The sequence below is a fragment of the Pseudomonas oryzae genome (assembly GCF_900104805.1).
GTDB lineage: Bacteria > Pseudomonadota > Gammaproteobacteria > Pseudomonadales > Pseudomonadaceae > Geopseudomonas > Geopseudomonas oryzae.
In genome coordinates, this window is the sequence record NZ_LT629751.1 from 2,038,875 (window position 1) to 2,058,278 (window position 19,404).

General features: G+C 68.8%; 16 protein-coding genes. 5 read left to right on the forward strand and 11 right to left on the reverse strand.

The window, feature by feature from the left end:
* Position 1: 1 nt before the first annotated feature.
* Positions 2-2,506: an ABC transporter permease gene (locus tag BLT78_RS09005; RefSeq protein WP_090348652.1), complete on the forward strand. Its 2,505-nt coding sequence runs from the start codon at positions 2-4 to the stop codon at positions 2,504-2,506.
* A gap of 30 nt (positions 2,507-2,536) precedes the next feature.
* Complete coding sequence (greB, locus tag BLT78_RS09010; RefSeq protein ID WP_090348653.1) at positions 2,537-3,034, forward strand: transcription elongation factor GreB; 498 nt, start codon at positions 2,537-2,539, stop codon at positions 3,032-3,034.
* Here greB and BLT78_RS09015 read toward each other — a convergent pair.
* The 3 genes from BLT78_RS09015 to BLT78_RS09025 all read right to left on the reverse strand — a co-directional run bounded on the left by BLT78_RS09015 (position 3,025) and on the right by BLT78_RS09025 (position 5,502).
* Positions 3,025-3,348, reverse strand: coding sequence for a hypothetical protein (locus BLT78_RS09015; protein ID WP_090348654.1), 324 nt, complete (start codon positions 3,346-3,348; stop codon positions 3,025-3,027). The genes greB and BLT78_RS09015 overlap by 10 nt on opposite strands.
* A gap of 188 nt (positions 3,349-3,536) precedes the next feature.
* Positions 3,537-3,977, reverse strand: coding sequence for a DoxX family protein (locus tag BLT78_RS09020; protein ID WP_090348655.1), 441 nt, complete (start codon positions 3,975-3,977; stop codon positions 3,537-3,539).
* Positions 3,978-4,074: 97 nt separating this feature from the next.
* Positions 4,075-5,502 carry an MltF family protein gene (locus BLT78_RS09025; protein WP_090348656.1) on the reverse strand — a complete coding sequence of 476 codons (1,428 nt, stop codon included), beginning with the start codon at positions 5,500-5,502 and terminating at the stop codon, positions 4,075-4,077.
* Positions 5,503-5,579: 77 nt separating this feature from the next.
* Between BLT78_RS09025 and BLT78_RS09030 the strand changes: the two genes are divergently transcribed.
* Entirely contained in the window at positions 5,580-6,383 is an 804-nt protein-coding gene (locus BLT78_RS09030; RefSeq protein WP_090348657.1) for a TatD family hydrolase, read from the forward strand.
* 19 nt (positions 6,384-6,402) lie between these two features.
* On the opposite strand, the gene BLT78_RS09035 is transcribed toward BLT78_RS09030, so the two are convergent.
* From BLT78_RS09035 to BLT78_RS09050, 4 genes are read right to left on the reverse strand one after another with little or no spacing between them, the layout of a single operon-like run.
* Positions 6,403-7,164 (reverse strand): CHAD domain-containing protein, encoded by a 762-nt coding sequence (locus tag BLT78_RS09035; RefSeq protein WP_090348658.1) that lies wholly within the window; start codon positions 7,162-7,164, stop codon positions 6,403-6,405.
* Positions 7,165-7,211: 47 nt separating this feature from the next.
* Positions 7,212-9,239, reverse strand: a complete 2,028-nt coding sequence (locus BLT78_RS09040) for a transglutaminase TgpA family protein (RefSeq protein ID WP_090348659.1) — start codon at positions 9,237-9,239, stop codon at positions 7,212-7,214.
* Positions 9,236-10,216: a DUF58 domain-containing protein gene (locus tag BLT78_RS09045; protein ID WP_090348660.1), complete on the reverse strand. Its 981-nt coding sequence runs from the start codon at positions 10,214-10,216 to the stop codon at positions 9,236-9,238. Before BLT78_RS09045 ends, BLT78_RS09040 begins: the two co-directional genes overlap by 4 nt.
* Entirely contained in the window at positions 10,216-11,133 is a 918-nt protein-coding gene (locus BLT78_RS09050) for an AAA family ATPase (protein ID WP_090348661.1), read from the reverse strand. The genes BLT78_RS09045 and BLT78_RS09050 overlap by 1 nt, the downstream gene beginning before the upstream one ends.
* 420 nt (positions 11,134-11,553) lie before the next feature.
* Here BLT78_RS09050 and BLT78_RS09055 point away from each other — a divergent pair, with 420 nt between their 5' ends.
* The gene (locus BLT78_RS09055) at positions 11,554-12,318 is read left to right on the forward strand and encodes a 4-hydroxy-tetrahydrodipicolinate reductase (RefSeq protein WP_090348662.1); all 765 of its coding nucleotides are present in this window, start codon (positions 11,554-11,556) and stop codon (positions 12,316-12,318) included.
* 66 nt (positions 12,319-12,384) lie between these two features.
* Positions 12,385-15,063 (forward strand): HAD-IC family P-type ATPase, encoded by a 2,679-nt coding sequence (locus tag BLT78_RS09060; RefSeq protein WP_090348663.1) that lies wholly within the window; start codon positions 12,385-12,387, stop codon positions 15,061-15,063.
* Between the two features lie 184 nt (positions 15,064-15,247).
* Here the strand turns inward: BLT78_RS09060 and BLT78_RS09065 are convergent, their stop codons facing one another.
* From BLT78_RS09065 to BLT78_RS09080, 4 genes are all read right to left on the reverse strand, one after another.
* Entirely contained in the window at positions 15,248-16,054 is an 807-nt protein-coding gene (locus BLT78_RS09065) for a transglutaminase family protein (RefSeq protein WP_090348664.1), read from the reverse strand.
* Entirely contained in the window at positions 16,051-16,995 is a 945-nt protein-coding gene (locus tag BLT78_RS09070; RefSeq protein ID WP_090348665.1) for an alpha-E domain-containing protein, read from the reverse strand. The genes BLT78_RS09065 and BLT78_RS09070 overlap by 4 nt, the downstream gene beginning before the upstream one ends.
* A gap of 13 nt (positions 16,996-17,008) precedes the next feature.
* Positions 17,009-18,448, reverse strand: coding sequence for a circularly permuted type 2 ATP-grasp protein (locus BLT78_RS09075; RefSeq protein ID WP_090348666.1), 1,440 nt, complete (start codon positions 18,446-18,448; stop codon positions 17,009-17,011).
* A 262-nt stretch (positions 18,449-18,710) separates the two neighbouring features.
* The gene (locus tag BLT78_RS09080) at positions 18,711-19,049 is read right to left on the reverse strand and encodes a ribonuclease E inhibitor RraB (RefSeq protein WP_090348667.1); all 339 of its coding nucleotides are present in this window, start codon (positions 19,047-19,049) and stop codon (positions 18,711-18,713) included.
* Positions 19,050-19,404: the final 355 nt, after the last annotated feature.

The window sequence follows — 19,404 nt, forward strand, 5'->3', positions numbered from 1 at the left end:
GATGCGTGCGCTGCCGCTGCCCCGCCTGCTTCAGCTCGGCCTGCGCCAGCTGCTGCGCGAGGCCCGCTCCGGCGAGCTGCGCGTGCTGTTCTTCGCCCTGCTGATCGCCGTGGCGGCCAGCACGGCCATCGGCTATTTCAGCGGCAGGCTGAATGCGGCCATGCTGCTGCGCGCAAGCGAGTTTCTCGCCGCCGACCTGGTGCTGCACGGCACGGCAGCGGCCGAGCCCACGCAGATCGCCGCTGGCCAGGCGCGCGGCCTGAGCCACGCGCGCAGCGTGGAATTCGCCAGCGTCATCGCCACCGACCAGGGCGTGCAACTGGCAAGCGTCAAGGCGGTCGACGAGGGCTATCCGCTACGCGGCCAGCTGAAGAGCGCCGCGCGGCCGTACGGTCCCGAGATGCCCGGGGGACGACCCGCGCCCGGCGAGTTGTGGGCCGAGGCCCGCCTGCTGGTGGCGCTCGATCTGCAGATCGGCGACCTGGTCGAGATCGGCCGCCAGCCGCTGCGCCTCACCCGTGTGCTGACCTACGAGCCGGATCGCGGCGGCGACTTCTACAGCCTGACTCCCCATGTACTGATCAATCTGGCCGACCTCGAGGCCACCGGCGTGGTCCAGCCCGGCAGCCGGGTACGCTACCGCGAACTGTGGCGGGGTACGCCAACGCAGCTGGCCGACTATCGTGACGCCATCGCACCGACTCTGGCCGCCCACCAGCGCCTGCAGGATGCCCGCGACGGCAACCGCCAGGTGGGCAACGCGCTGGATCGCGCGGCCCGCTACCTCAACCTCGCCAGTCTGGCCGCCGTGCTGCTCGCCGGCGTGGCCGTCGCCCTGTCGGCCACGCGTTTCGCCCAGCGCCGCTACGACCTCAGCGCCATGCTGCGCTGCTTCGGCCTGTCGCGGCGCGAAGCGCTGCTGTTGTTCTGCGTGCAACTGCTGATCCTCGGCCTGCTCGCCAGCCTGGCGGGCGCCCTGCTCGGCTGGCTGGCGCAGTTCGGCCTGTTCCGCCTGCTCGCTGGCCTGCTGCCCGGCGAGATCCCCGCCGGCGACCTGCAGCCGGCGCTGGTCGGCATGGCCACCGGCCTGGTCGCCCTGACCGGCTTCGCCCTGCCACCGCTGGCGGCCCTCGGCCGGGTGCCGCCGCTGCGCGTGCTGCGCCGCGACCTGCTGCCACCGCCGCTGGCCATCTGGCTGGTCTACGCGATCGCCCTGCTCGCCCTCGGTCTGATCATGTGGTGGCTGAGCCTGGACATCCTGCTGACCCTGGCCCTGCTCGGTGGCGGCCTGCTCGCCGCCCTGGCGCTCGGCGGCCTTTGGCTGTGGCTGCTGCGCGGCCTGCGCCGCCTGCTGGCCGACGCCGGACTGACCTGGCGTCTCGGCCTCGGCCAGCTGCTGCGCCACCCGCTGGCGGCAGCCGGCCAGTCGCTGGCCTTCGGTCTGATCCTGCTGGCCATGGCCCTGGCCCTGCTGCTGCGCAGCGAACTGCTGGACAACTGGCGTCAGCAACTGCCGGCCCAGGCGCCCAACCACTTCGCCCTCAACATCCTGACGGGCGAGCGCGAAGCCTTCGCCGCGCGCATCGCCGAACTGTCGCCGCAGCCAGCCACCCTCTATCCGGTGATTCCGGGGCGCCTGGTCAGCATCAACGGCGCACCGGCCCGCGAGGTGGTGAGCACGGAATCGCGTGGCGAGCGGGCCGTACGCCGCGACCTCAACCTGACCTGGTCGAGTCACCTGCCGCAAGACAACCAGGTCGTCGCCGGTCACTGGTGGGACGCCCTGCCGACCGGCCACGGCCCCGCGGTTTCGGTGGAGGAGAAGCTGGCGGAAAGCCTCGGCGTCAAGCCCGGCGACCGGCTGGGCTTCGAGATCGGCGGCCAGCCTCTGGAAGCCGAGGTGACCAGCCTGCGCAGAGTCAACTGGGACAACTTCCAGCCCAACTTCTTCATGGTCTTCGCACCGCAGAGCCTCGCCGAGCTGCCCACCACCTACATGACCAGCTTCTATCTGCCGCCGGGCTCCGAGCGTAGCCTGGTCGAACTGGCGCGCGCCTTCCCGACCGTCACCCTGCTGCAGATCGACGCCGTGCTGGCGCAGCTGCGCGACATCCTCGCCCAGGTCACCTTGGCCGTCGAATACGTGCTGCTGTTCGTCCTCGCTGCGGGGCTGATGGTGCTGTTCGCCGGCCTGCAGGCCACCCTCGACGAACGTATCCGCCAGGGCGCCCTGCTGCGCGCCATCGGCGCCAATCGGCAACTGCTGGTACGTGCGCGACGCAGCGAATTCGCCGTGCTCGGCGCCGGCAGTGGCCTGCTCGCCGCCCTCGGCTGCGAGGTGGTCAGCGCCCTGCTCTATCGCCTGGTGTTCGACCTCGGCTGGCAGCCACACCCGCAGCTGTTGTTGCTGCCGCCGATCGGCGCCCTGCTGGTCGGCGCCGCCGGCCTGTTCGGCACCCGCCGCGCGCTGAGCGCCAGCCCGCTCGCCGTACTGCGCGAGACCTGAGTCCACCCCCTGTTATCGGATGCAAGATCAATGAGCCGCTACCGTCCGCCGCGCACCGCCGGCACTCCGCTGATCACTCCCGAAGGCGAGGCGCGGCTGCGTGCCGAGCTGCACGAGCTTTGGAACGTGCGCCGCCCCCAGGTCACCCAGGCCGTCAGCGAAGCCGCCGCACAGGGCGACCGCTCGGAAAACGCCGAGTACACCTACGGCAAGAAGATGCTGCGCGAAATCGACAGCCGCGTGCGCTTCCTGCGCAAGCGCCTGGAAAACCTCAAGGTGGTCAGCGAGCGCCCGGCCGATCCGGGCAAGGTCTATTTCGGCGCCTGGATCACCCTCGAGGACGAACAGGGCGAAACAGCGCGCTACCGCATCGTCGGCCCCGACGAGTTCGATCTCCGGCAGAACCTGATCAGCATCGACTCGCCCCTGGCCCGCGCCCTGGTCGGCAAGGCGCTGGACGCGGAAGTGCAGGTACAGACACCGACCGGCGTGCGCACCTGGTATGTGGTGGAAATCGACTATCCCTGAGCACAGCGCCGGGTGATCAGCCCCTGGCGCGCCACCCGCACCAAGGCGCTGATGGTCGGCTCGAGCTGCTCTCGATCGGGAGCATGGATCACCGCGAAGTCGAAACTGTTCGGGGCAAAGCGGCCGAGGTCAGCGGCCTCGCTGCGGGCGAAGCGGATCAGGAAGGTACGCGGACAGGCCCAGCGCTTGGGCCAGCCGTCGAGATAGCGCAGCAGGGCGGGCTGGTGCTGGCCTGCGAGGAGGACGCGGGGATTGCGTGCAAGCAGACCAGTGGTGATCGGTGCCAGGCGGACCAGGGGTTGCGGACAGTTCATTGTGGATTCTCCACCTCGCCAGACTTCACTGGCAACGGTGGGAGGTGACACCGAACCAGCGCTTTAGCGGTATTTCGGTCTGGTCGTCCATCGGGACGCCAGCCTGGCGCCCCGCAAGTTGCTGTTTTAAATCGGCGCCTGGCAAGGATCCTAAAGAGCGCCGGAAAGCACTGTCAACCCCGGCTGACTCACGGCTTACGGCACAGGCAACCATCCAGCGACCACTTGCCGGCGCCGTCGATCAGCAGGGCCACGTTCACCGCGAGCAACGCCAGGGCGTACTCGTAACCGTTGTTGGTGATGAAGAAACCATTCGCCCAGTGCACGCTGAACATGGCCACCAGCGACACCACCGCCAGCACCGCCGCCGCCGGGCGCACCAGCAGGCCGATCACCAGAGCCAGGCCACCGAAGAATTCGCCGCTGCCGGCGAGCAGAGCCATCAGGTAGCCCGGAGTCAGGCCGATCGACTCCATCCATTGGCCGACCCCGGCCAGACCATAACCGCCGAACCAGCCGAACAGTTTCTGTGCGCCATGGGCCATGAAGGTCAGGCCGATCACGATGCGCACCACGGCCAGGCCATAGCCACCGCGGGTCGACAACAGGGATGTGCAGAAGGCATTCATGAAGGGAGTCCTCTCCAGGTGAGTGATGAAGAGACTTTAGCCCAAATATTCGAAGCAAATGGCGCAAAAAACGCCGGTGATACATCGATAAAATCGATCACTCAGGCTCCAGGCGATAGCGCTCACGGCTCAGCGCCAGATGGTACTTGTTCACGCTGCTCACGTAGCTGACCACCCCCATGCCGATCCGCTCGGCCGCCAGTCGTTCGACCTGGAAAAACCAGCGATTGGGATCGAGTCCGCGCCGGCGCGCCTCCGCCCGCAGACTCTGCACCCGTTGCGGCCCCATGTTGTAGGCGGCCAGCACGAAGGCCATCCGCTCGCGCTCGTTGAGCTGCGAACTGGCGAAATAGCGCCGGCGGATCATCGCCAGGTACTTGGCGCCGGCCTGCACATTGCCGTCCAGGCTGGCCGCATTGCCGACGCCGACGCTGCGCGCCGCCGCCGGGGTGACCTGCAGCAGGCCGCGGGCGCCACCCGCACCACGGGCATTGGGGTTGAGGGTGGACTCCTTGAACGCCAGCGCCGCCAGCAGCAGCCAGTCCAGGGACTGGGCCCGGGCATGCCGCATAAGCGTCGGACGCACCCGCTCCAGACGCTGCCGCTCGGTCGGCCCGAGGGGCTGGCGGACCTTGTACAGGCGCCGGTAGACGCGCTGCAGCACCTGATCCTGATCGGCCGGCGGCCGGTACTCGCGCAGAAACAGATCGATGCCGGCACGCAGGCTGGGCGCCGCGCGATGGACGTACCAGCTGAGGTCGTCCTTCTGCGCCAGCACCAGATGACGGTCGATGCGCAGCTTCGGCATCACCTTGGCCCAACGCTCGGCGATCGGCAGTTCGACCGCGGTCATCGGCAGGATGCCGGCCTGCACCATCTCCAGCACATCCTCCACCGCCAGGGTCGGATCCTGCCAGTCGGCGACGATCGGCGTCTTCAGCCCAGCGTTGAGGCGCTGCAAGGCCTCGCGCGCGGCACTGCCGGCCGGCAGCGCGAGACTGCGCCCGGCCAGCTGCTCCAGGCGCTGGTAACGACGATTGCCCTGTCGGGCCACCACCACCAGCGGCACGTCATGCTGGATCGGCGCACTGGCGCGCACCGCCATACCGCGACGCACCGGCAGGAGTTCGCCGGGGGCGACCAGGTCGCCCTCCCCGCGCAGCAAGGCCGGCAGCAGCTGCTCCTTGGGCAGCGGGATCAGCCGCAGACGCACCTCGCGGCCATCGCGGGCGGTACGATTGAGGTACTGCTCGAAGGCGCGCAGACGATGGTACTCCACACCGATCGCTTCGCCGCGCACCATCCCGGAACTGTGCCGGCTCTGGTTGACCAGCACGCGCAACTGACCGCTGGCGCGGATCGCCGCGAGGTCGCGTACGCTTTCCGCCGCGCTCCAGCCCTCCGGCGGACCGGCCAGACGTGCCTGCGCAGGCAGAGGCAACAGCCCCAGAAGGCCCGGCAACAACACCAGCACGGCCAGCGCGCGCAGCCAGCGCGCGGGAAGAAGACTGCATTTGCCAGCCATTTTGCGGTTAAATACGCGTTTTTTCGTCAATCTCGAATTCCCTTCGGGGCATTCGGCCTGAATACGGGTGCAGCACCATGCAACTGATCGACATCGGCGTCAATCTGACTCATGGCTCCTTCGCCAGGGAGCGCGAGGCTTGCATCGCCCGCGCGCGAGAGGCCGGGGTGTGCCAGATGGTGCTCACCGGAACCTCGGTGGAGGACAGCGAGGCCGCTCTGCAGCTGTGTCGGCAGTTCGACCGCGAAGGCCAGCGGCTGTTCGCCACGGCCGGTCTGCACCCCCACGAGGCCAGCCAGTGGAACAGCGACAGCGCCCGCCAGCTGCGGGCGCTGCTGGCCGAGCCGCAGGTGCGCGCGGTGGGCGAATGCGGGCTGGACTTCAATCGCGACTTCTCGCCGCGCCCGGCCCAGGAACATGCGCTGGAAGAGCAGCTGGCCCTGGCCTGCGAGCTGGCAAAACCGGTGTTCCTCCACGAGCGCGAAGCCAGCGAGCACCTGCTGGCGATCCTGCGCCACTATCGCGACCGCCTGCCGGGCGCGGTGGTGCACTGCTTCACCGGCGAGAAGCGTGCCCTGTACGCCTATCTGGACCTCGACCTGCACATCGGCATCACCGGCTGGATCTGCGACGAACGGCGGGGCAGCCACCTGCACGAACTGGTTCGCGAGATCCCGAAAGGCCGCCTGATGCTGGAGAGCGACGCACCTTATCTGCTGCCGCGCACCCTGCGGCCACGCCCGAAGCACGGCCACAACGAACCGGCATTCCTGGTCGAGGTGCTCAACGAAGTGGCCCGCCATCGCGGCGAAACGGCGCAAAGTCTGGCGGCGCACAGCACCGCCAGCGCACGGGCCTTCTTCGGCCTGCCGGCAATCTGAGGGGCGTGCCTGCGCCGAGTCAGTCGCCGCCGGCCAGCTCCCGGCGGAGGATCAGCAGCGCCGCATCGGCCTCGACTTCGGCCGCCGCCAGCTCGCGTCGCCAGTGCGGCAGGCAAGGCTGCAGGTCTTGCTCGTCCGCGGCAAGCTGGCACCACACCACGCGGTCATGCCAGTCGCCCAGCGCCGATTGCGCCTGCTTGAGCGCCGCCATCGGCATCGCCAGCTGTCCCGGCCAGACCTCGGCGGCATAGCGCAGCCGCTTGACCAGCAGGCGCAGACGGTGGCGATCGTGGGCCGGATCGAGCAGCGCCTGCCGCAGGCAGGTTCGCTGGCGGTGCAGGCGCCGGTGCACCCTCTGCCGCCAGCCTTTGAGCACCCCCTCGCGCTGGCATTCGCGCAGCAGGGCGGGCAACTGCGCCAGGCCATGTTCGAGACGCAGCAGCACCGGATCACCGAGCAGGCGCGCATACCCCTGCTCCAGCCGCTGGCGGCGCACGGCGGCCGCCTTCACCTGGCCGACGCGCTCCAGTTCGGCGACCAGCACCTCCAGATCGCGCAGCGGCGTGCTCAGGCGTCCGAACTCGGCCGCCAGCGTCTCCAGGTTCTCGATGCCCGGCAAGCCACGCAGCGGTTGCAGACGACTGCGCAAGCGCCGCACCACGATGCGCAGGTCGTGCAGTGCCTCGCCGTCGGTGCGCGCCTGCAGGCGCGCACGGCTGGCCAGGAGTTCGATATCCAGCGCGATGAAATGCGCAATCAGCTGGCTGACCGGAGCGGACATGGGCAGATTCCTCGACTCGGCTCTGCGAGCATAGCAGGCACTAGGACTCAGCCCCGCGGCGCACCGTGGAGGGGCGGATTGCCGTTGCGCCACCACGGCCGCCAGGGCAACTGCCGGCGCAGCCGGGCGAGCAGACGGCGCAGGGCGGCAGGATCGGCGGCGGCCTCGGCATAGCGCTGTTGGGCGAAGCGTTGGGCGAACGCACGGATTACCGCGGCCTGGGCGGGCAACGACTGGGCGGCGCGTTCGGCGAAGGCCAGCGGCCCCTCCCCGGCCTGCCGGCATATCCCGTGGCGCGCCAGCAGGCGCTCGAAGCGCCGGTACTGGCGCAGCAGCGGATCGTGCTCGCGCTTCCACGGCTGGAACAGGGCCAGCGCCAGCACGCCGAGCAGGGTCGCAGCGCACGCCAGCAGCAGCAAGCCGATGCGGGTCGGATCCGCCTTGCCGAACCAGTCTTCCAGCAGCCGGAGCTGCTCGACGCCCTGGTAGCCCAGCACCCTGCGCTGCCAGGCGTAGTTGAGACTGTCCCAGGACAAGCGCAGATCGTTGATCCACTCGACATGCCGATAACGCAGCGGCGACAGCGGCGCATCGGCGAGGAAGACGTCCTCGGCCGGCAGGGCCTGCTCGAGGCCCTGCTCGATGCGCGTCGGCGCCACCTGGAAGGTGGGGTCGACGGTGAGCCAGCCACGTCCGGGCAGCCAGTACTCCACCCAGGCATGGGCATCGAACTGGTGCACCAGCACGTAGTTGCCGGCCGGATTGACCTCGCCGCCCTGGTAACCGGCCACCACCCGCGCCGGGATGCCCGCCGCACGCAGGACGAAGGTCATTGCCCCGGCATAGTGGGCGCAGAAACCGCGCCGGCTGTCGAACAGGAAATGATCGACCGTGTGCTCGCCGGCCAGCGGCGGCTTGAGGGTATAGAAGTAGTCCTCGCGGGCGAAATGGCCGAGCAGCTCATCGACCAGCGCCTGCGGATCCGCCGGGTGGCGAGCCTTGAGCTCAGCCGCCCACTGCCGGGCCCGCGGATTGCCCACCGCCGGCAACTGCAGGGCAACGCCCAGCCGCGGGCTGCCCTGCACCTCGCGGCGTGCCTGTGGCCAAGACTTCACGCTGTACAGCAGGCTCTGCTCCACCGGCTGGCGGCGCTGCAGGCGAAAATCGCCCATCTGCCGGGTCTGTTCGAGGCCGGTGGTCGCCGTGTCCAGGGCGAACAGCCACGGCTGGCCGCTGGCCTGCATGACGATGCTGTAGGAGATCGCAGGCCCCTCGGCCTGCCAGTCGGGGCGCCCGCGCGGCGGCTCGGGCAACTGCGACCAGCGCCGACCGTCGAACTGCTCGAAGGTCAGCGCGCGCCAGTACAGCTCGCGCCGCGGCGGAATGGCGCCGTCGAAGCTGGCGCGGAAGGCCAGCGCGGACGACTGGCCGAGTTCGGCGATATCGCCCGGCGTCATGCTCTCGGCCAGGCCGCGGCTGCCGCCTGGGCCGGGCATCGGCACCGACCACAGCGGCCCCACGCGCGGGAACAGCACGAACAGCACCAGCATCAGCGGCGTCGCCTGCAGCAGCAGGCTGCCGGCCAGGCGCAGGGTCGGCCACGGCCGCTCGCCCAGGCCGCTCTGCTGCAGGCCGATCAGCGCCGCCAGCAGCGCAGTGATCGGCAGCAGGCTGTACAGCGCCGCTGGCAGTCCGTCATCGAACAGATAGCTGGTGACCACCACGAAGAAGCCGAGGAACACCAGCACCAGGGCGTCGCGGCGGGTCTTGAGCTCCACCAGCTTGAGCAGGAAGGTCGACACCAGCAGCGCCACGCCGGCATCCAGGCCCATCAGCGAACCGCGCGAGGCATACACCCCCACCGCAGCGGCGACCAGCATGAAGGCCTTGGTCAGCCCACCGGGGTAGCTGGTGCGCTGACGGAACACCTGGATGCGCCAGGTGGCGCAGACCAGCCACAGGCCGCTGATCCATACCGGTAGGTGGGCGAGGTGCGGCAGGATCACCAGCACCTGCGCCACCAGCAGCCAGAGCAGGCTGATGCGCGGGATCGGCGGCGACAGCTTCTTCTTCATGACCGCCCTCCCTGCGGCGAGGCCGGCAGGCCGAACAGCGCCAGATCGCGCAGGCACAGGTCGCGCTGGGCGCCCCCGGAGGCCGGCGCCCGACTCACGCCGGGCAGACGCAGCCCGAAGGGCTGGGCATGGGCCGCCAGGTGCACCACCCAGTGACACAGCAGCGCCAGACGCGCCTCGCGGTCGCCGCCCAGGCTGTCGAAGTCCAGCCACAGGTCGTGACTGTGCAGCTCGCTGAATTCCTTGACCAGCAGGCCCTGGCCACGCGACCAGGCCTTCCAGTGCAGGCGGCGCCGCGAGTCGCCACTCTGCCACGGGCGCAGCCCCTGGAAGTCGTCGACCCCGCTCTGCTGCGCGGCCACACCTGGCTCGTCGTCGTCCTCGCCGGCCCCACCGGCCGGCGGCAATTCGCCGGGCACGGGGCGCGGGTAGACCAGCGCGGCCAGATCGAGGTCGACCCAGCTCCACGCCACCAGCAGGCCGAGCGGAAAGCGACTTTCGACGCGCAGACGCGGCGCACGCAACCAGCCACGCCGCTCGGCCGGCAGGAACAGCTCGACTTCGCCGTTGCCGCTGGCGTCGACGTCCAGGCGCTGCAGTTCCGCCGGCGACCAGCCGACGGCGATGCCGCTGTGCGCGCGACCGCCGCTCTGCAGGCGCACCCGGAAGCACGCCTGCTCGCCGGCGAACACCGGGGGCGCCTCGCCGGCGGCCAGCTGCAGACCAGCCAGATTGCGCCAGGTGTGCAGGATGGCCACCAGCCCCACCGACAGCAGCAGGAAGGTCAGGCCGTAGGCCAGGCTGTTCTGGTAGTTGATCGCCGCCAGCAGCATGAGCAGCAATGCCACGCCGAACACCAGCCCCTCGCGGGTGGGCAGGATGAAGATGCGCCGCTGGTCCAGGCGTACCTGGCGGGCCGGCGGGATGCGCTGGTCCAGCCAACGCTGCCAGCGCGAGGCGAACAGGCGGCCCGGCATCAGAACGGCGTCACTTCGCGCAGCAGCCACTGCACCAGCGCGCCGCCGCCGTGGCCGGCCGGATCGGCCGCATCGCGCAGACGGTGACCGGCCACCGCCGGCAGCACCGCCTGCACATCCTCCGGGATCACGTAGTCGCGCCCGGCGAGCATGGCCCAGGCGCGCGCCGCAGCGAGCAGCGCCAGGCTGCCGCGCGGCGACAGGCCGAGGGCGAAGGTCGGCTGGGTGCGGGTGGCCTCGACCAGACGCAGCACGTAGTCGATCACCGCCTCGCTGGCGTGGATGCCCGGCACCTCGGCCTGGATGCGCGCCAGGCCGGCGTGGTCGAGCACCGGCTCCAGGCGCGGCAGCAGGTCGCGGCGTGCCTCGCCGAGCAGCAGGGCCTTCTCCGCCGCCCGTGCCGGATAGCCGAGGGAGATGCGCATGAGGAAGCGGTCGAGCTGCGATTCGGGCAGGGCGAAGGTGCCGCCTTGGCTCACCGGATTCTGCGTGGCGATGACGAAGAACGGCTCCGGCAGCGGGCGGGTCGCCCCCTCGATGGTCACCTGGCGCTCCTCCATCGCCTCGAGCAGCGCACTCTGGCTCTTCGGCGTGGCGCGGTTGATCTCGTCGGCCAGCACCAGCTCGGCGAAGATCGGCCCCGGATGAAAGACGAACTGCCCGGTATCGCGGTTGAACACCGAGGTGCCGAGGATGTCGCCGGGCAGCAGGTCGGAGGTGAACTGGATGCGCTGGTAGCTGAGGCCGAGCACCCGGGCCAGGGCGTGACTGAGGGTGGTCTTGCCCATTCCCGGCAGGTCCTCGAGCAGCAGGTGGCCACGCGCCAGAAGGCAGGTCAGGGCCAGGCGCACCTGCCTGTCCTTGCCCAGCAGCACCTGGTTGACGGCGGCCAGACAGTTTTCCAGTTGGGTGCGCATGCGCATGCTCCGTTTGCGTAAATCCTTGATCCTAATGGCCGAACGCCACAACGCAAAGGCTGGTGCGGCAATTTGCCAACTGCGTGGCGGCTGCCATCCGCGCGTTTTATTTCCGGATGTTACGTCCCCGACAGCGCCACAGACCGCATATCACGGGGGCCGGTTCGCCCGCAGCACGCCACCGAGTCACACGGGAGCGCGCCATGGCGGCGCCGGCAAGTGGACACCCGGCGCCGCCAGCGGTTAAGGTCCGGCGGCGCGAACTTTTGCCGTGAGCAGGGAAACACGCTTGATCATCGGGTATCGGTCGACAACAGGCAGACTTCTCGACCCTCGCCCCACTGCCACATCACTGTCAAGCCTGCCGGGAGAACATCACCAAGCGGACCATAACAACCACAAGACGAGGACACAGAAAGAATGAAAGTAGGTCTCATCGGTTTCGGGCGCACGGGCAAGTCCGTCGCCACCGTACTGCTGCACAGCAGCGACACCACCCTGGAATGGGTACTCCGCGGCTCGGCCAACCCGCAGCGCCGCTCCGCCGCACAATACCTGGACATCGACTCCGACAACCCGGCAATGATCTACGGCCGCGACGAGATCGCCATGGCCGAACTGCTGGAACGCCATCCGGTCGACGTGATCATCGACTTCTCCTCCGCCGACGGCCTCGACCTCTATGCCGAGCTGGCCGGCGAGCGACGCATCGCGGTGATCAGCGCCATCTCCCAGTATCCGCAGGCGCGCATCGACCAGCTGCAGGCCATCGGTGAACGGACCCGTGTGCTCTGGTCGCCGAACATCACCCTGGGCATCAACTTCCTCATCCTCGCGGCGAAGATCCTCAAGCAGATCGCCCCGGAGGCCGATATCGAGATCATCGAGGAGCATTTCGCCGCCAAGCCGGAAACCTCCGGCACCGCCAAGGTGATCGCCGAAAACCTCGACAAGCCTGCCGAAGAGATCAAGTCGATCCGCGCCGGTGGCATCGTCGGCCGTCACGAGATCCTCTTCGGCTTCCCCTACCAGACGGTGCGCCTGAGTCACGAGTCGATCGCCCGCGAGGCCTTCGGCAATGGTGTATTGTTCGCGGCCCGCAACCTGCTCCAGCGCGGACCGGGCTTCTACAACATGCAGGACCTGCTGGAACCCTACGTGTTCGAACGCGCGGCCAGCGCCTGAGCCGCCATACTCTGAAGCGGCGGCCGCCCGGCCGCCTTCCCGCCGTTGGCAAGCAGGAGGAAGCCCATGCCGGCCGCGCCACAGGATTGGCACGCACAATCACCCCAGCAGTGCCTGCAACGACTGCACGCCCACGCCGCCGGCCTCGGCGCCGGCGAGGCCGCGCGACGACTGCTGCAGTACGGTCCCAACCGCCTCCCCGAAAGCAGCGGACCGGGCTGGCTGCGCCGCCTGCTGCGCCAGTTCCACAACCTGCTGATCTATGTGCTGCTGGCCTCGGCGCTGCTGGTCGGCCTGCTCGGCGAGTGGCTGGACTGCCTGGTGATCCTCGGCGTGGTGGCGATCAACGCACTGGTCGGCTTCATCCAGGAGGGCAAGGCCGAGCAGGCCATGCGCTCGATCCGCAAGCTGCTGACCCTGGACAGCCGGGTGCGCCGCGAGGGCCTGGTGCACTCGCTGCCGGCCGAGCAGCTGGTGCCCGGCGACATCGTCCTGCTCGAAGCCGGCGACCGGGTACCGGCCGACCTGCGCCTGCTCGAGTGCCGCGATCTCTGCATCGACGAGGCCATGCTCACCGGCGAGTCGCTGCCGGCCACCAAGCAGTGCACCGCCGTCGACAGCCAGGCCAGCCTCGGCGACCGCCATTGCATGGCCTATTCCGGCACCCTGGTCAGCGCCGGCAACGGCGCGGGCGTGGTGGTGGCCACCGGCAGCGACACCGAGCTCGGCCAGATCAGCGGCCTGCTCAACCAGGTGGAAAGCCTGCAGACCCCGCTGCTCGGCGACATGCAGCGCTTCGCCCGCCAGCTCACCCTGATCATCCTCGGCCTCGCCGTGCTGACCTTCGCCATCGGCACGCTGTGGCACGACTACGCCGCCAGCGACATGCTGATGGCCGCGGTGGGCCTGGCGGTGGCAGCGATCCCCGAAGGGCTGCCGGCGGTGCTGACCATCGTCCTCGCCCTCGGCGTGCAGCGCATGGCGCGCCACCGGGCGATCATCCGCCGTCTGCCGGCGGTGGAGAGCCTGGGGGCCGTCACGGTGATCTGCTCGGACAAGACCGGAACCCTGACCCGCAACGAGATGACCGTGCAGCAGGTGTTCACCACCGCCAGCAACTATCAGATCGGCGGGGTCGGCTACGAGCCGAACGGCTGCCTCAGCAGCCGGGGCTGTCCGCTCCAGCCGCAGCAGGCGACCGACCTGCTGGAGCTGGCGCGTGCCGGCCTGCTGGCCAATGGCGCCAGCCTGCGGCAGACCGCCGAGGGCTGGCAGATCAGCGGCGACCCCACCGAAGCCGCCCTGCTCACCCTGGCCGGCAAGCTCGGCCTCGATGCCCCCCGCGAGCTGGCGCTCCTGCCGCGCATGGACAGCATTCCGTTCAGCCCCGAGCTGCGCTGCACCGCCAGCCTGCATCACGACCACGCCGGTCACGGCCTGATCTACCTGTTCGGCGCGCCGGAGCGCCTGCTCGAACTGTGCAACCGCCAATGGCGCGACGGCAGCGCCGAAGCCCTCGATCCGCGCCACTGGCACGCCCGCCTGGAAGAAGGCGCCGCCCTCGGCCTGCGCATGCTCGGCGTGGCCATGCGCCCGCTCGACAAGCCGCAGGCCCAGCTGAACTACGCCGACCTCGACGGCGACTTCATCCTCTTCGGCCTGGTCGGCATGCTCGATCCGCCTCGCGAGGAGGCCGTCGCGGCCATCGCCGAATGCCGCAGCGCCGGCATCGCGGTGAAGATGATCACCGGCGATCACGCCGCCACCGCGGCAGTCATCGCCGCACGCCTGGGGCTGGATAGCGGCACGCCGCTGACCGGCGCCGAACTGGACCGCCTCGACGACGCCGAACTGGATGCACGTCTGCCGTCCACCGCGGTGTTCGCCCGCACCAGCCCGGCGCACAAGCTGCGCCTGGTCGAACGCCTGCAGGCACAGGGCGCGCGGGTGGCGATGACCGGCGACGGGGTCAACGACGCACCGGCGCTCAAGCGCGCCGACATCGGCATCGCCATGGGCATCAAGGGCACGGAGGCGGCCAAGGAAGCAGCGCAGATGGTGCTGGCCGACGACAACTTCGCCACCCTGACGCATGCGGTGGCCGAGGGGCGCACGGTCTACGACAACCTGAAGAAGTCGATCCTGTTCATCCTGCCCACCAATGGCGGCGAGGCGCTGGTACTGCTGGCGGCGATCGCCATGGGCCTGACCCTGCCGATCACTCCGCTGCAGATCCTCTGGGTGAACATGATCACCGCCGTGACCCTGTCGCTGGCGCTGGCCTTCGAGCCCCCCGAGGGCGACCTGATGCGCCGCCCGCCGCGCGACCCGGCCACCCCACTGCTGTCCACCTACCTGCTGTGGCGCCTGCTGCTGGTCGGCCTGCTGCTGACCGTAGCCAGCCTCGGACTGTTCCTCTACGCCCAGCAGATCGGTCTGTCGCTGGAGGCCAGCCGGACCCTGGCGGTGAACACGCTGGTCGCCGGCGAGATCGGCTACCTGTTCAGCGCCCGCCGCCTGCACGCTCCCGCCGCCTTCGGCCTGCGCGACAATCCGATGGTGTGGGCCATGGTGCTGCTGGTGCTGCCACTGCAACTGGCCTTCAGCTGCTGGGCACCGATGCAGGCCCTGTTCGGCACCGCCGACCTCGATGCGGCCGGCTGGGTCATGGCGTTTGGCGCCGGGATGGGCGTTCTGCTGCTCGTCGAACTGGAGAAGTGGCTGCTGCGCCGGCGGCGCGCCTAGTGGCCTGCGCGGTCGGTTGATTAGCTCGGGTTCGGATGAGCATGGCTCCGAGACAAGGCGCCGCTCCTCGCCATATCAGGGCTATGGCGAGGAGCGGCAACGCCGTATCGGGGCCATGGGCGCCGGAATTGACCAACTGCACCAGCCAGACCACTAGCCCGGCTACCGCCGGCCACGGGGCGGATCACTGCGCCTGGCAGGGCAGCTGGTTCTGCAGCAGCGGGGCGCTCTGCACCAGGGCGTGCATCTGCTCCTGGCCGCCGCGACGCATACCACGCACCGGACAGGCATCGAGGTAGTCGAGGCCCACTGCCAGCTTGATGTGCCGCCCGGGGCGGACCAGGCGGTTGGTCACGTCGAAGCTGTACCAGGCACCGTCCAGCCAGGCCTCGGCCCAGGCATGGCTGGCCAGCTCCGTGCTGCCGGCGGTGCACAGGTAGCCGGATACGTAGCGCGCCGGAATGCCCAGGCTGCGGGCACAGGCCAGAAACACGTGGGTATGGTCCTGACAGACGCCCAGACCGAGAGCGAAGGCTTCCGCCGCAGTGGTCTCGACCCGGGTGGCGCCCGGACTGAATGGCATGCGCTGATGCAGCGCCTCCATCAGCTCGATCAGCGCCGCACGGTCGCGCCGTTCGCCGCACACCTGGCGGGCGAACCCGCGCAGACCGGCATCCACCTCGGTCAGTGCGGTGCTGCGCAGGTAGGGCAGCGGCGAGGCCGCATCGCTCTCGCTCTCGCAGCTCTCGTCGATCTCGACCTGGCCGCGAGCGCCGATGACGATCGCCTGGTGCGGTTCGTCGAGGGTCAGCACGTGCAGGATGTTGCCATGGCCGTCGCGCTGGGCTCGGGCACCTTGCGGCAGGTCCAGCTGCCAGTCGAGCACCCGCTGGCGAACACTGTCCTGCGGCGTGAGGCGCAGGTACTGGATGCTGGCGCGCACCCGCTCGGCGTAGCGATAGGTGGTGTCGTGATGAATGGAAAGCCTCATGCAGCCTCCAGATATGCACTGTGAATTGCGTTGGCCAGCTGACGGATGAGCAGGATGTAGTCGTGGATCCAGGCCTTGAGCCCCTCCTCGAGCACCTCCTCGATACCGGTGTAGCGCAGGCGCGCCTCCAGCTCGGCGGCCATGCGCTGGGCCGGGCGACCGTTGGTACCGGGGATCTCGGCGAGGATCTGGCTCAGCGCCGCGATGCAGGTGCGCAGCGAACGCGGCACTTCGGCGCGCAGCAGCAGCAGCTCGGCCACCTGGGCCTGCTTGGGCGAACCACGGTACAACGCCGCATGCGCCTCGTAGGCCGACAGCGCGCGCAGCAGCGCACTCCACTGGAAGTAGTCGCGCGCGGTGGATTCGCACGGCGGCGCATCGCCCATCAGTTGATTGCGCGCATCGAGCAGGCGCAGGGTATTGTCGGCGCGCTCGAGATAGGTGCCCAGGCGGATGAAGCGCCAGGCATTGCCGCGCATGATGGTGCCCTCGGTGGCCCCGCGGAACAGGTGCGAGCGCTCCTTGACCCACTCGCAGAAATTGCTGGCGCTGAAGTTGGCCGGCGCCTGGTCGGCGATGTGGCGCATTTCCAGCCAGGTGGCGTTTATGTTCTCCCAGATGTCGGCGGTGATCCGCCCGCGTACCGCGTGGGCATTGGTGCGCGCCGCGCGCAGGCAGCTGTAGAGGCTCGCCGGGTTGTCGGCATCGAGGGCGAAGAAGTGCAGGATGCGCTCGGCGTCCAGTTCGCCGTGGCGCTCCAGATAGGCATCCAGCGTGCCGGTGATCAGCAGCGGCATGGCCAGCTCTTCCAGGCCGTCGCCACGTCCGCCCTGCGGCATCAGCGACAGCGAATGGCTGACATCCAGCATCCGCGCCATGTTTTCCGCGCGCTCCAGGTAGCGCGACATCCAGTACAGATCGGCAGCAGTACGACTCAGCATGACGGGCTCTCGCTCAGACTTCGCGTGATTCGGTGGCTACGGTCGAATCCTCGACCACCCAGGTGTCCTTGGTGCCGCCACCCTGCGACGAGTTGACCACCAGCGAGCCCTCGCGCAGGGCCACGCGGGTCAGGCCCCCGGGCACCAGACGCACCTGCTGGCCGGACAGCACGAACGGGCGCAGGTCGATGTGGCGCGGCGCGACACCGCTCTCCACGAAGGTCGGGCAGGTCGACAGGCTGAGGGTCGGCTGGGCGATGTAGGCCGCCGGATTGGCCTTGAGGCGGGCGCGGAAACTTTCGATCTCCGCCTGACTGGCGGCCGGGCCGACCAGCATGCCGTAGCCGCCGGAGCCCTGGGTCTCCTTGACCACCAGCTGCTCCAGATTGGCCAGCACGTGGGACAGCTCGTCCGACTTGCGGCACTGCCAGGTCGGCACGTTCTGCAGGATCGGCTCCTCGTCCAGGTAGAAACGGATCATCTCCGGCACGTAGGGGTAGACCGACTTGTCGTCGGCCACCCCGGTGCCGATGGCGTTGGCGAGGATCACCTTGCCGCTGCGGTAGGCGGCCAGCAGGCCGGGCACGCCGAGCATGGAGTCGGGGTTGAAGGCCAGCGGATCGAGGAAGGCGTCGTCGATCCGCCGGTAGATCACGTCGACCGGCTGCGGGCCGGCGGTGGTACGCATGAACACCCGCTCGTCGCGCACGAACAGGTCGGCGCCCTCGACCAGCTCGACGCCCATCTCGCGGGCGAGGAAGGCATGCTCGAAGTAGGCGCTGTTGTAGCGGCCCGGAGTGAGCAGCACCACGTTGGGGTTGTCGACCAGGCTGGCGCTCTTCAGGGTGTCGAGCAGCAGGTTCGGATAGTGGTTGACCGGCGCGATGCGCTGCCCGGCGAACAGCTCGGGGAACAGACGCATCATCATCTTGCGATTTTCCAGCATGTAGGAAACGCCGCTGGGGGTGCGCAGGTTGTCCTCCAGCACGTAGTAGGTGCCGTCGCCGTCGCGTACCAGGTCGACGCCGGCGATGTGCGCATAGAGGTCATGCGGCAGGTCGAGACCCTGCATGGCCAGCTGGTAGCCCTCGTTGGCCAGCACCTGTTCGGCGGGAATCACCCCGGCCTTGACGATGCGCTGGTCATGGTAGAGGTCGGCGAGGAACATGTTCAGCGCGCGCACGCGCTGGATGCAACCCTTCTCGACCTGCTGCCACTCGCGGGCCGGAATGCTGCGCGGGATGGTATCGAAGGGGATCAGCCGCTCGGTGCCCTGCTTGTCGCCGTACAGGGTGAAGGTGATGCCGGCCCGGTGAAACAGCAGGTCGGCTTCTCGTCGGCGCTGGGCGACCAGTTCTGCCGGGGTCGCGGCCAGCCAGCGAGCGAAGGCCTGATAATGCGCCCGACAATCGCCGCGGGCGTCGTACATTTCGTCGTAAGTGCTGCGAACCATTCTCGCACGCTCCCTGTTTGTGCCTCTGAACAGAGCCGATGCAAAGCCTGGGCCAACCAATTAAATCCTTTTAATTCAGCACCTTACGAAAAATAAAAAGCACGACAGCACCAATACGGTGCTGTCGCTGGCGATTGCCGTGCATTGAGTGCATCAAAAGAACGCAAGCTGCACCGCGGCAGCTCGCTGGTGAAGCCGGTGACGGATGCGTCGACCCTATCACCTCAAGACTGTGCGCGCGATCACGCGGCCGGCGCACCGATCAAGGTCGCTCGCCCTCCATCTCCTGGGTCACCCCCCAGCCATCGAGCACCCCGCCCAGGGGACCTACCAGCTCCTGCAGGTTGTGCTCGAAATCGTCGATACCGGAATGGGTGGCATACATCACCTTGCTGACCTGCAGGTGCCAGGCGCCGTCGCGATAGCTGACCTGGGCATTCAGCGACTCGCCGCGGAAATTCCTCGCGGCCTGACGCGCGCGCGCCTCGTCCGGAAAAATGGCATAGAACTCGATGGGGTGGACACGGGCGAAATCGAACCCCCCTTCCCTCATCCGGCGCAGCACGGTACTGCTGATATCTTCTGGAGCGATCGTAGCCATTGCACGCACTCCCGCCGTTGATATTGATCGGTTGCGGATCTACATCGCGCTCAGCCTAGCCCCAAAACACGCAGCCTGTACAGTCGGCAGTCTTTTCCCGACCGCCGGCCGGCATGTGTTGGCGCTGATGCAGCGACCGGGACTCGACGGGCACATGTTCGCGCCAGCTCCGTGCACGCGACTTGCCACGCCGGACTATCTCCCTGCTCTGCATACCGTTCGTCGCCTTGTCGACCGCAAACGCCTCGGGATTACCCACAAACCGCCATCCCACGCCAGCCCCTCCTGCAGCCGACGACGGAATATCGGCGAACCGATGCGTCAATAAAAATTCACCTGGCCACGACCAGACCGG

Excerpts from the sequence above, each read along its gene's own strand:
- BLT78_RS09025 (WP_090348656.1), bottom strand. The coding sequence starts at position 5,502 with ATGGCTGGCAAATGCAGTCTTCTTCCCGCGCGCTGGCTGCGCGCGCTG.
- BLT78_RS09050 (WP_090348661.1), bottom strand. The coding sequence starts at position 11,133 with ATGCGCACCCAACTGGAAAACTGTCTGGCCGCCGTCAACCAGGTGCTG.
- BLT78_RS09015 (WP_090348654.1), bottom strand. The coding sequence starts at position 3,348 with ATGAACTGTCCGCAACCCCTGGTCCGCCTGGCACCGATCACCACTGGT.
- greB (WP_090348653.1), top strand. The coding sequence starts at position 2,537 with ATGAGCCGCTACCGTCCGCCGCGCACCGCCGGCACTCCGCTGATCACT.
- BLT78_RS09030 (WP_090348657.1), top strand. The coding sequence starts at position 5,580 with ATGCAACTGATCGACATCGGCGTCAATCTGACTCATGGCTCCTTCGCC.
- BLT78_RS09045 (WP_090348660.1), bottom strand. The coding sequence starts at position 10,216 with ATGCCGGGCCGCCTGTTCGCCTCGCGCTGGCAGCGTTGGCTGGACCAG.
- BLT78_RS09075 (WP_090348666.1), bottom strand. The coding sequence starts at position 18,448 with ATGGTTCGCAGCACTTACGACGAAATGTACGACGCCCGCGGCGATTGT.
- BLT78_RS09035 (WP_090348658.1), bottom strand. The coding sequence starts at position 7,164 with ATGTCCGCTCCGGTCAGCCAGCTGATTGCGCATTTCATCGCGCTGGAT.
- BLT78_RS09070 (WP_090348665.1), bottom strand. The coding sequence starts at position 16,995 with ATGCTGAGTCGTACTGCTGCCGATCTGTACTGGATGTCGCGCTACCTG.
- BLT78_RS09065 (WP_090348664.1), bottom strand. The coding sequence starts at position 16,054 with ATGAGGCTTTCCATTCATCACGACACCACCTATCGCTACGCCGAGCGG.
- BLT78_RS09020 (WP_090348655.1), bottom strand. The coding sequence starts at position 3,977 with ATGAATGCCTTCTGCACATCCCTGTTGTCGACCCGCGGTGGCTATGGC.
- BLT78_RS09055 (WP_090348662.1), top strand. The coding sequence starts at position 11,554 with ATGAAAGTAGGTCTCATCGGTTTCGGGCGCACGGGCAAGTCCGTCGCC.
- BLT78_RS09040 (WP_090348659.1), bottom strand. The coding sequence starts at position 9,239 with ATGAAGAAGAAGCTGTCGCCGCCGATCCCGCGCATCAGCCTGCTCTGG.
- BLT78_RS09005 (WP_090348652.1), top strand. The coding sequence starts at position 2 with ATGCGTGCGCTGCCGCTGCCCCGCCTGCTTCAGCTCGGCCTGCGCCAG.
- BLT78_RS09060 (WP_090348663.1), top strand. The coding sequence starts at position 12,385 with ATGCCGGCCGCGCCACAGGATTGGCACGCACAATCACCCCAGCAGTGC.
- BLT78_RS09080 (WP_090348667.1), bottom strand. The coding sequence starts at position 19,049 with ATGGCTACGATCGCTCCAGAAGATATCAGCAGTACCGTGCTGCGCCGG.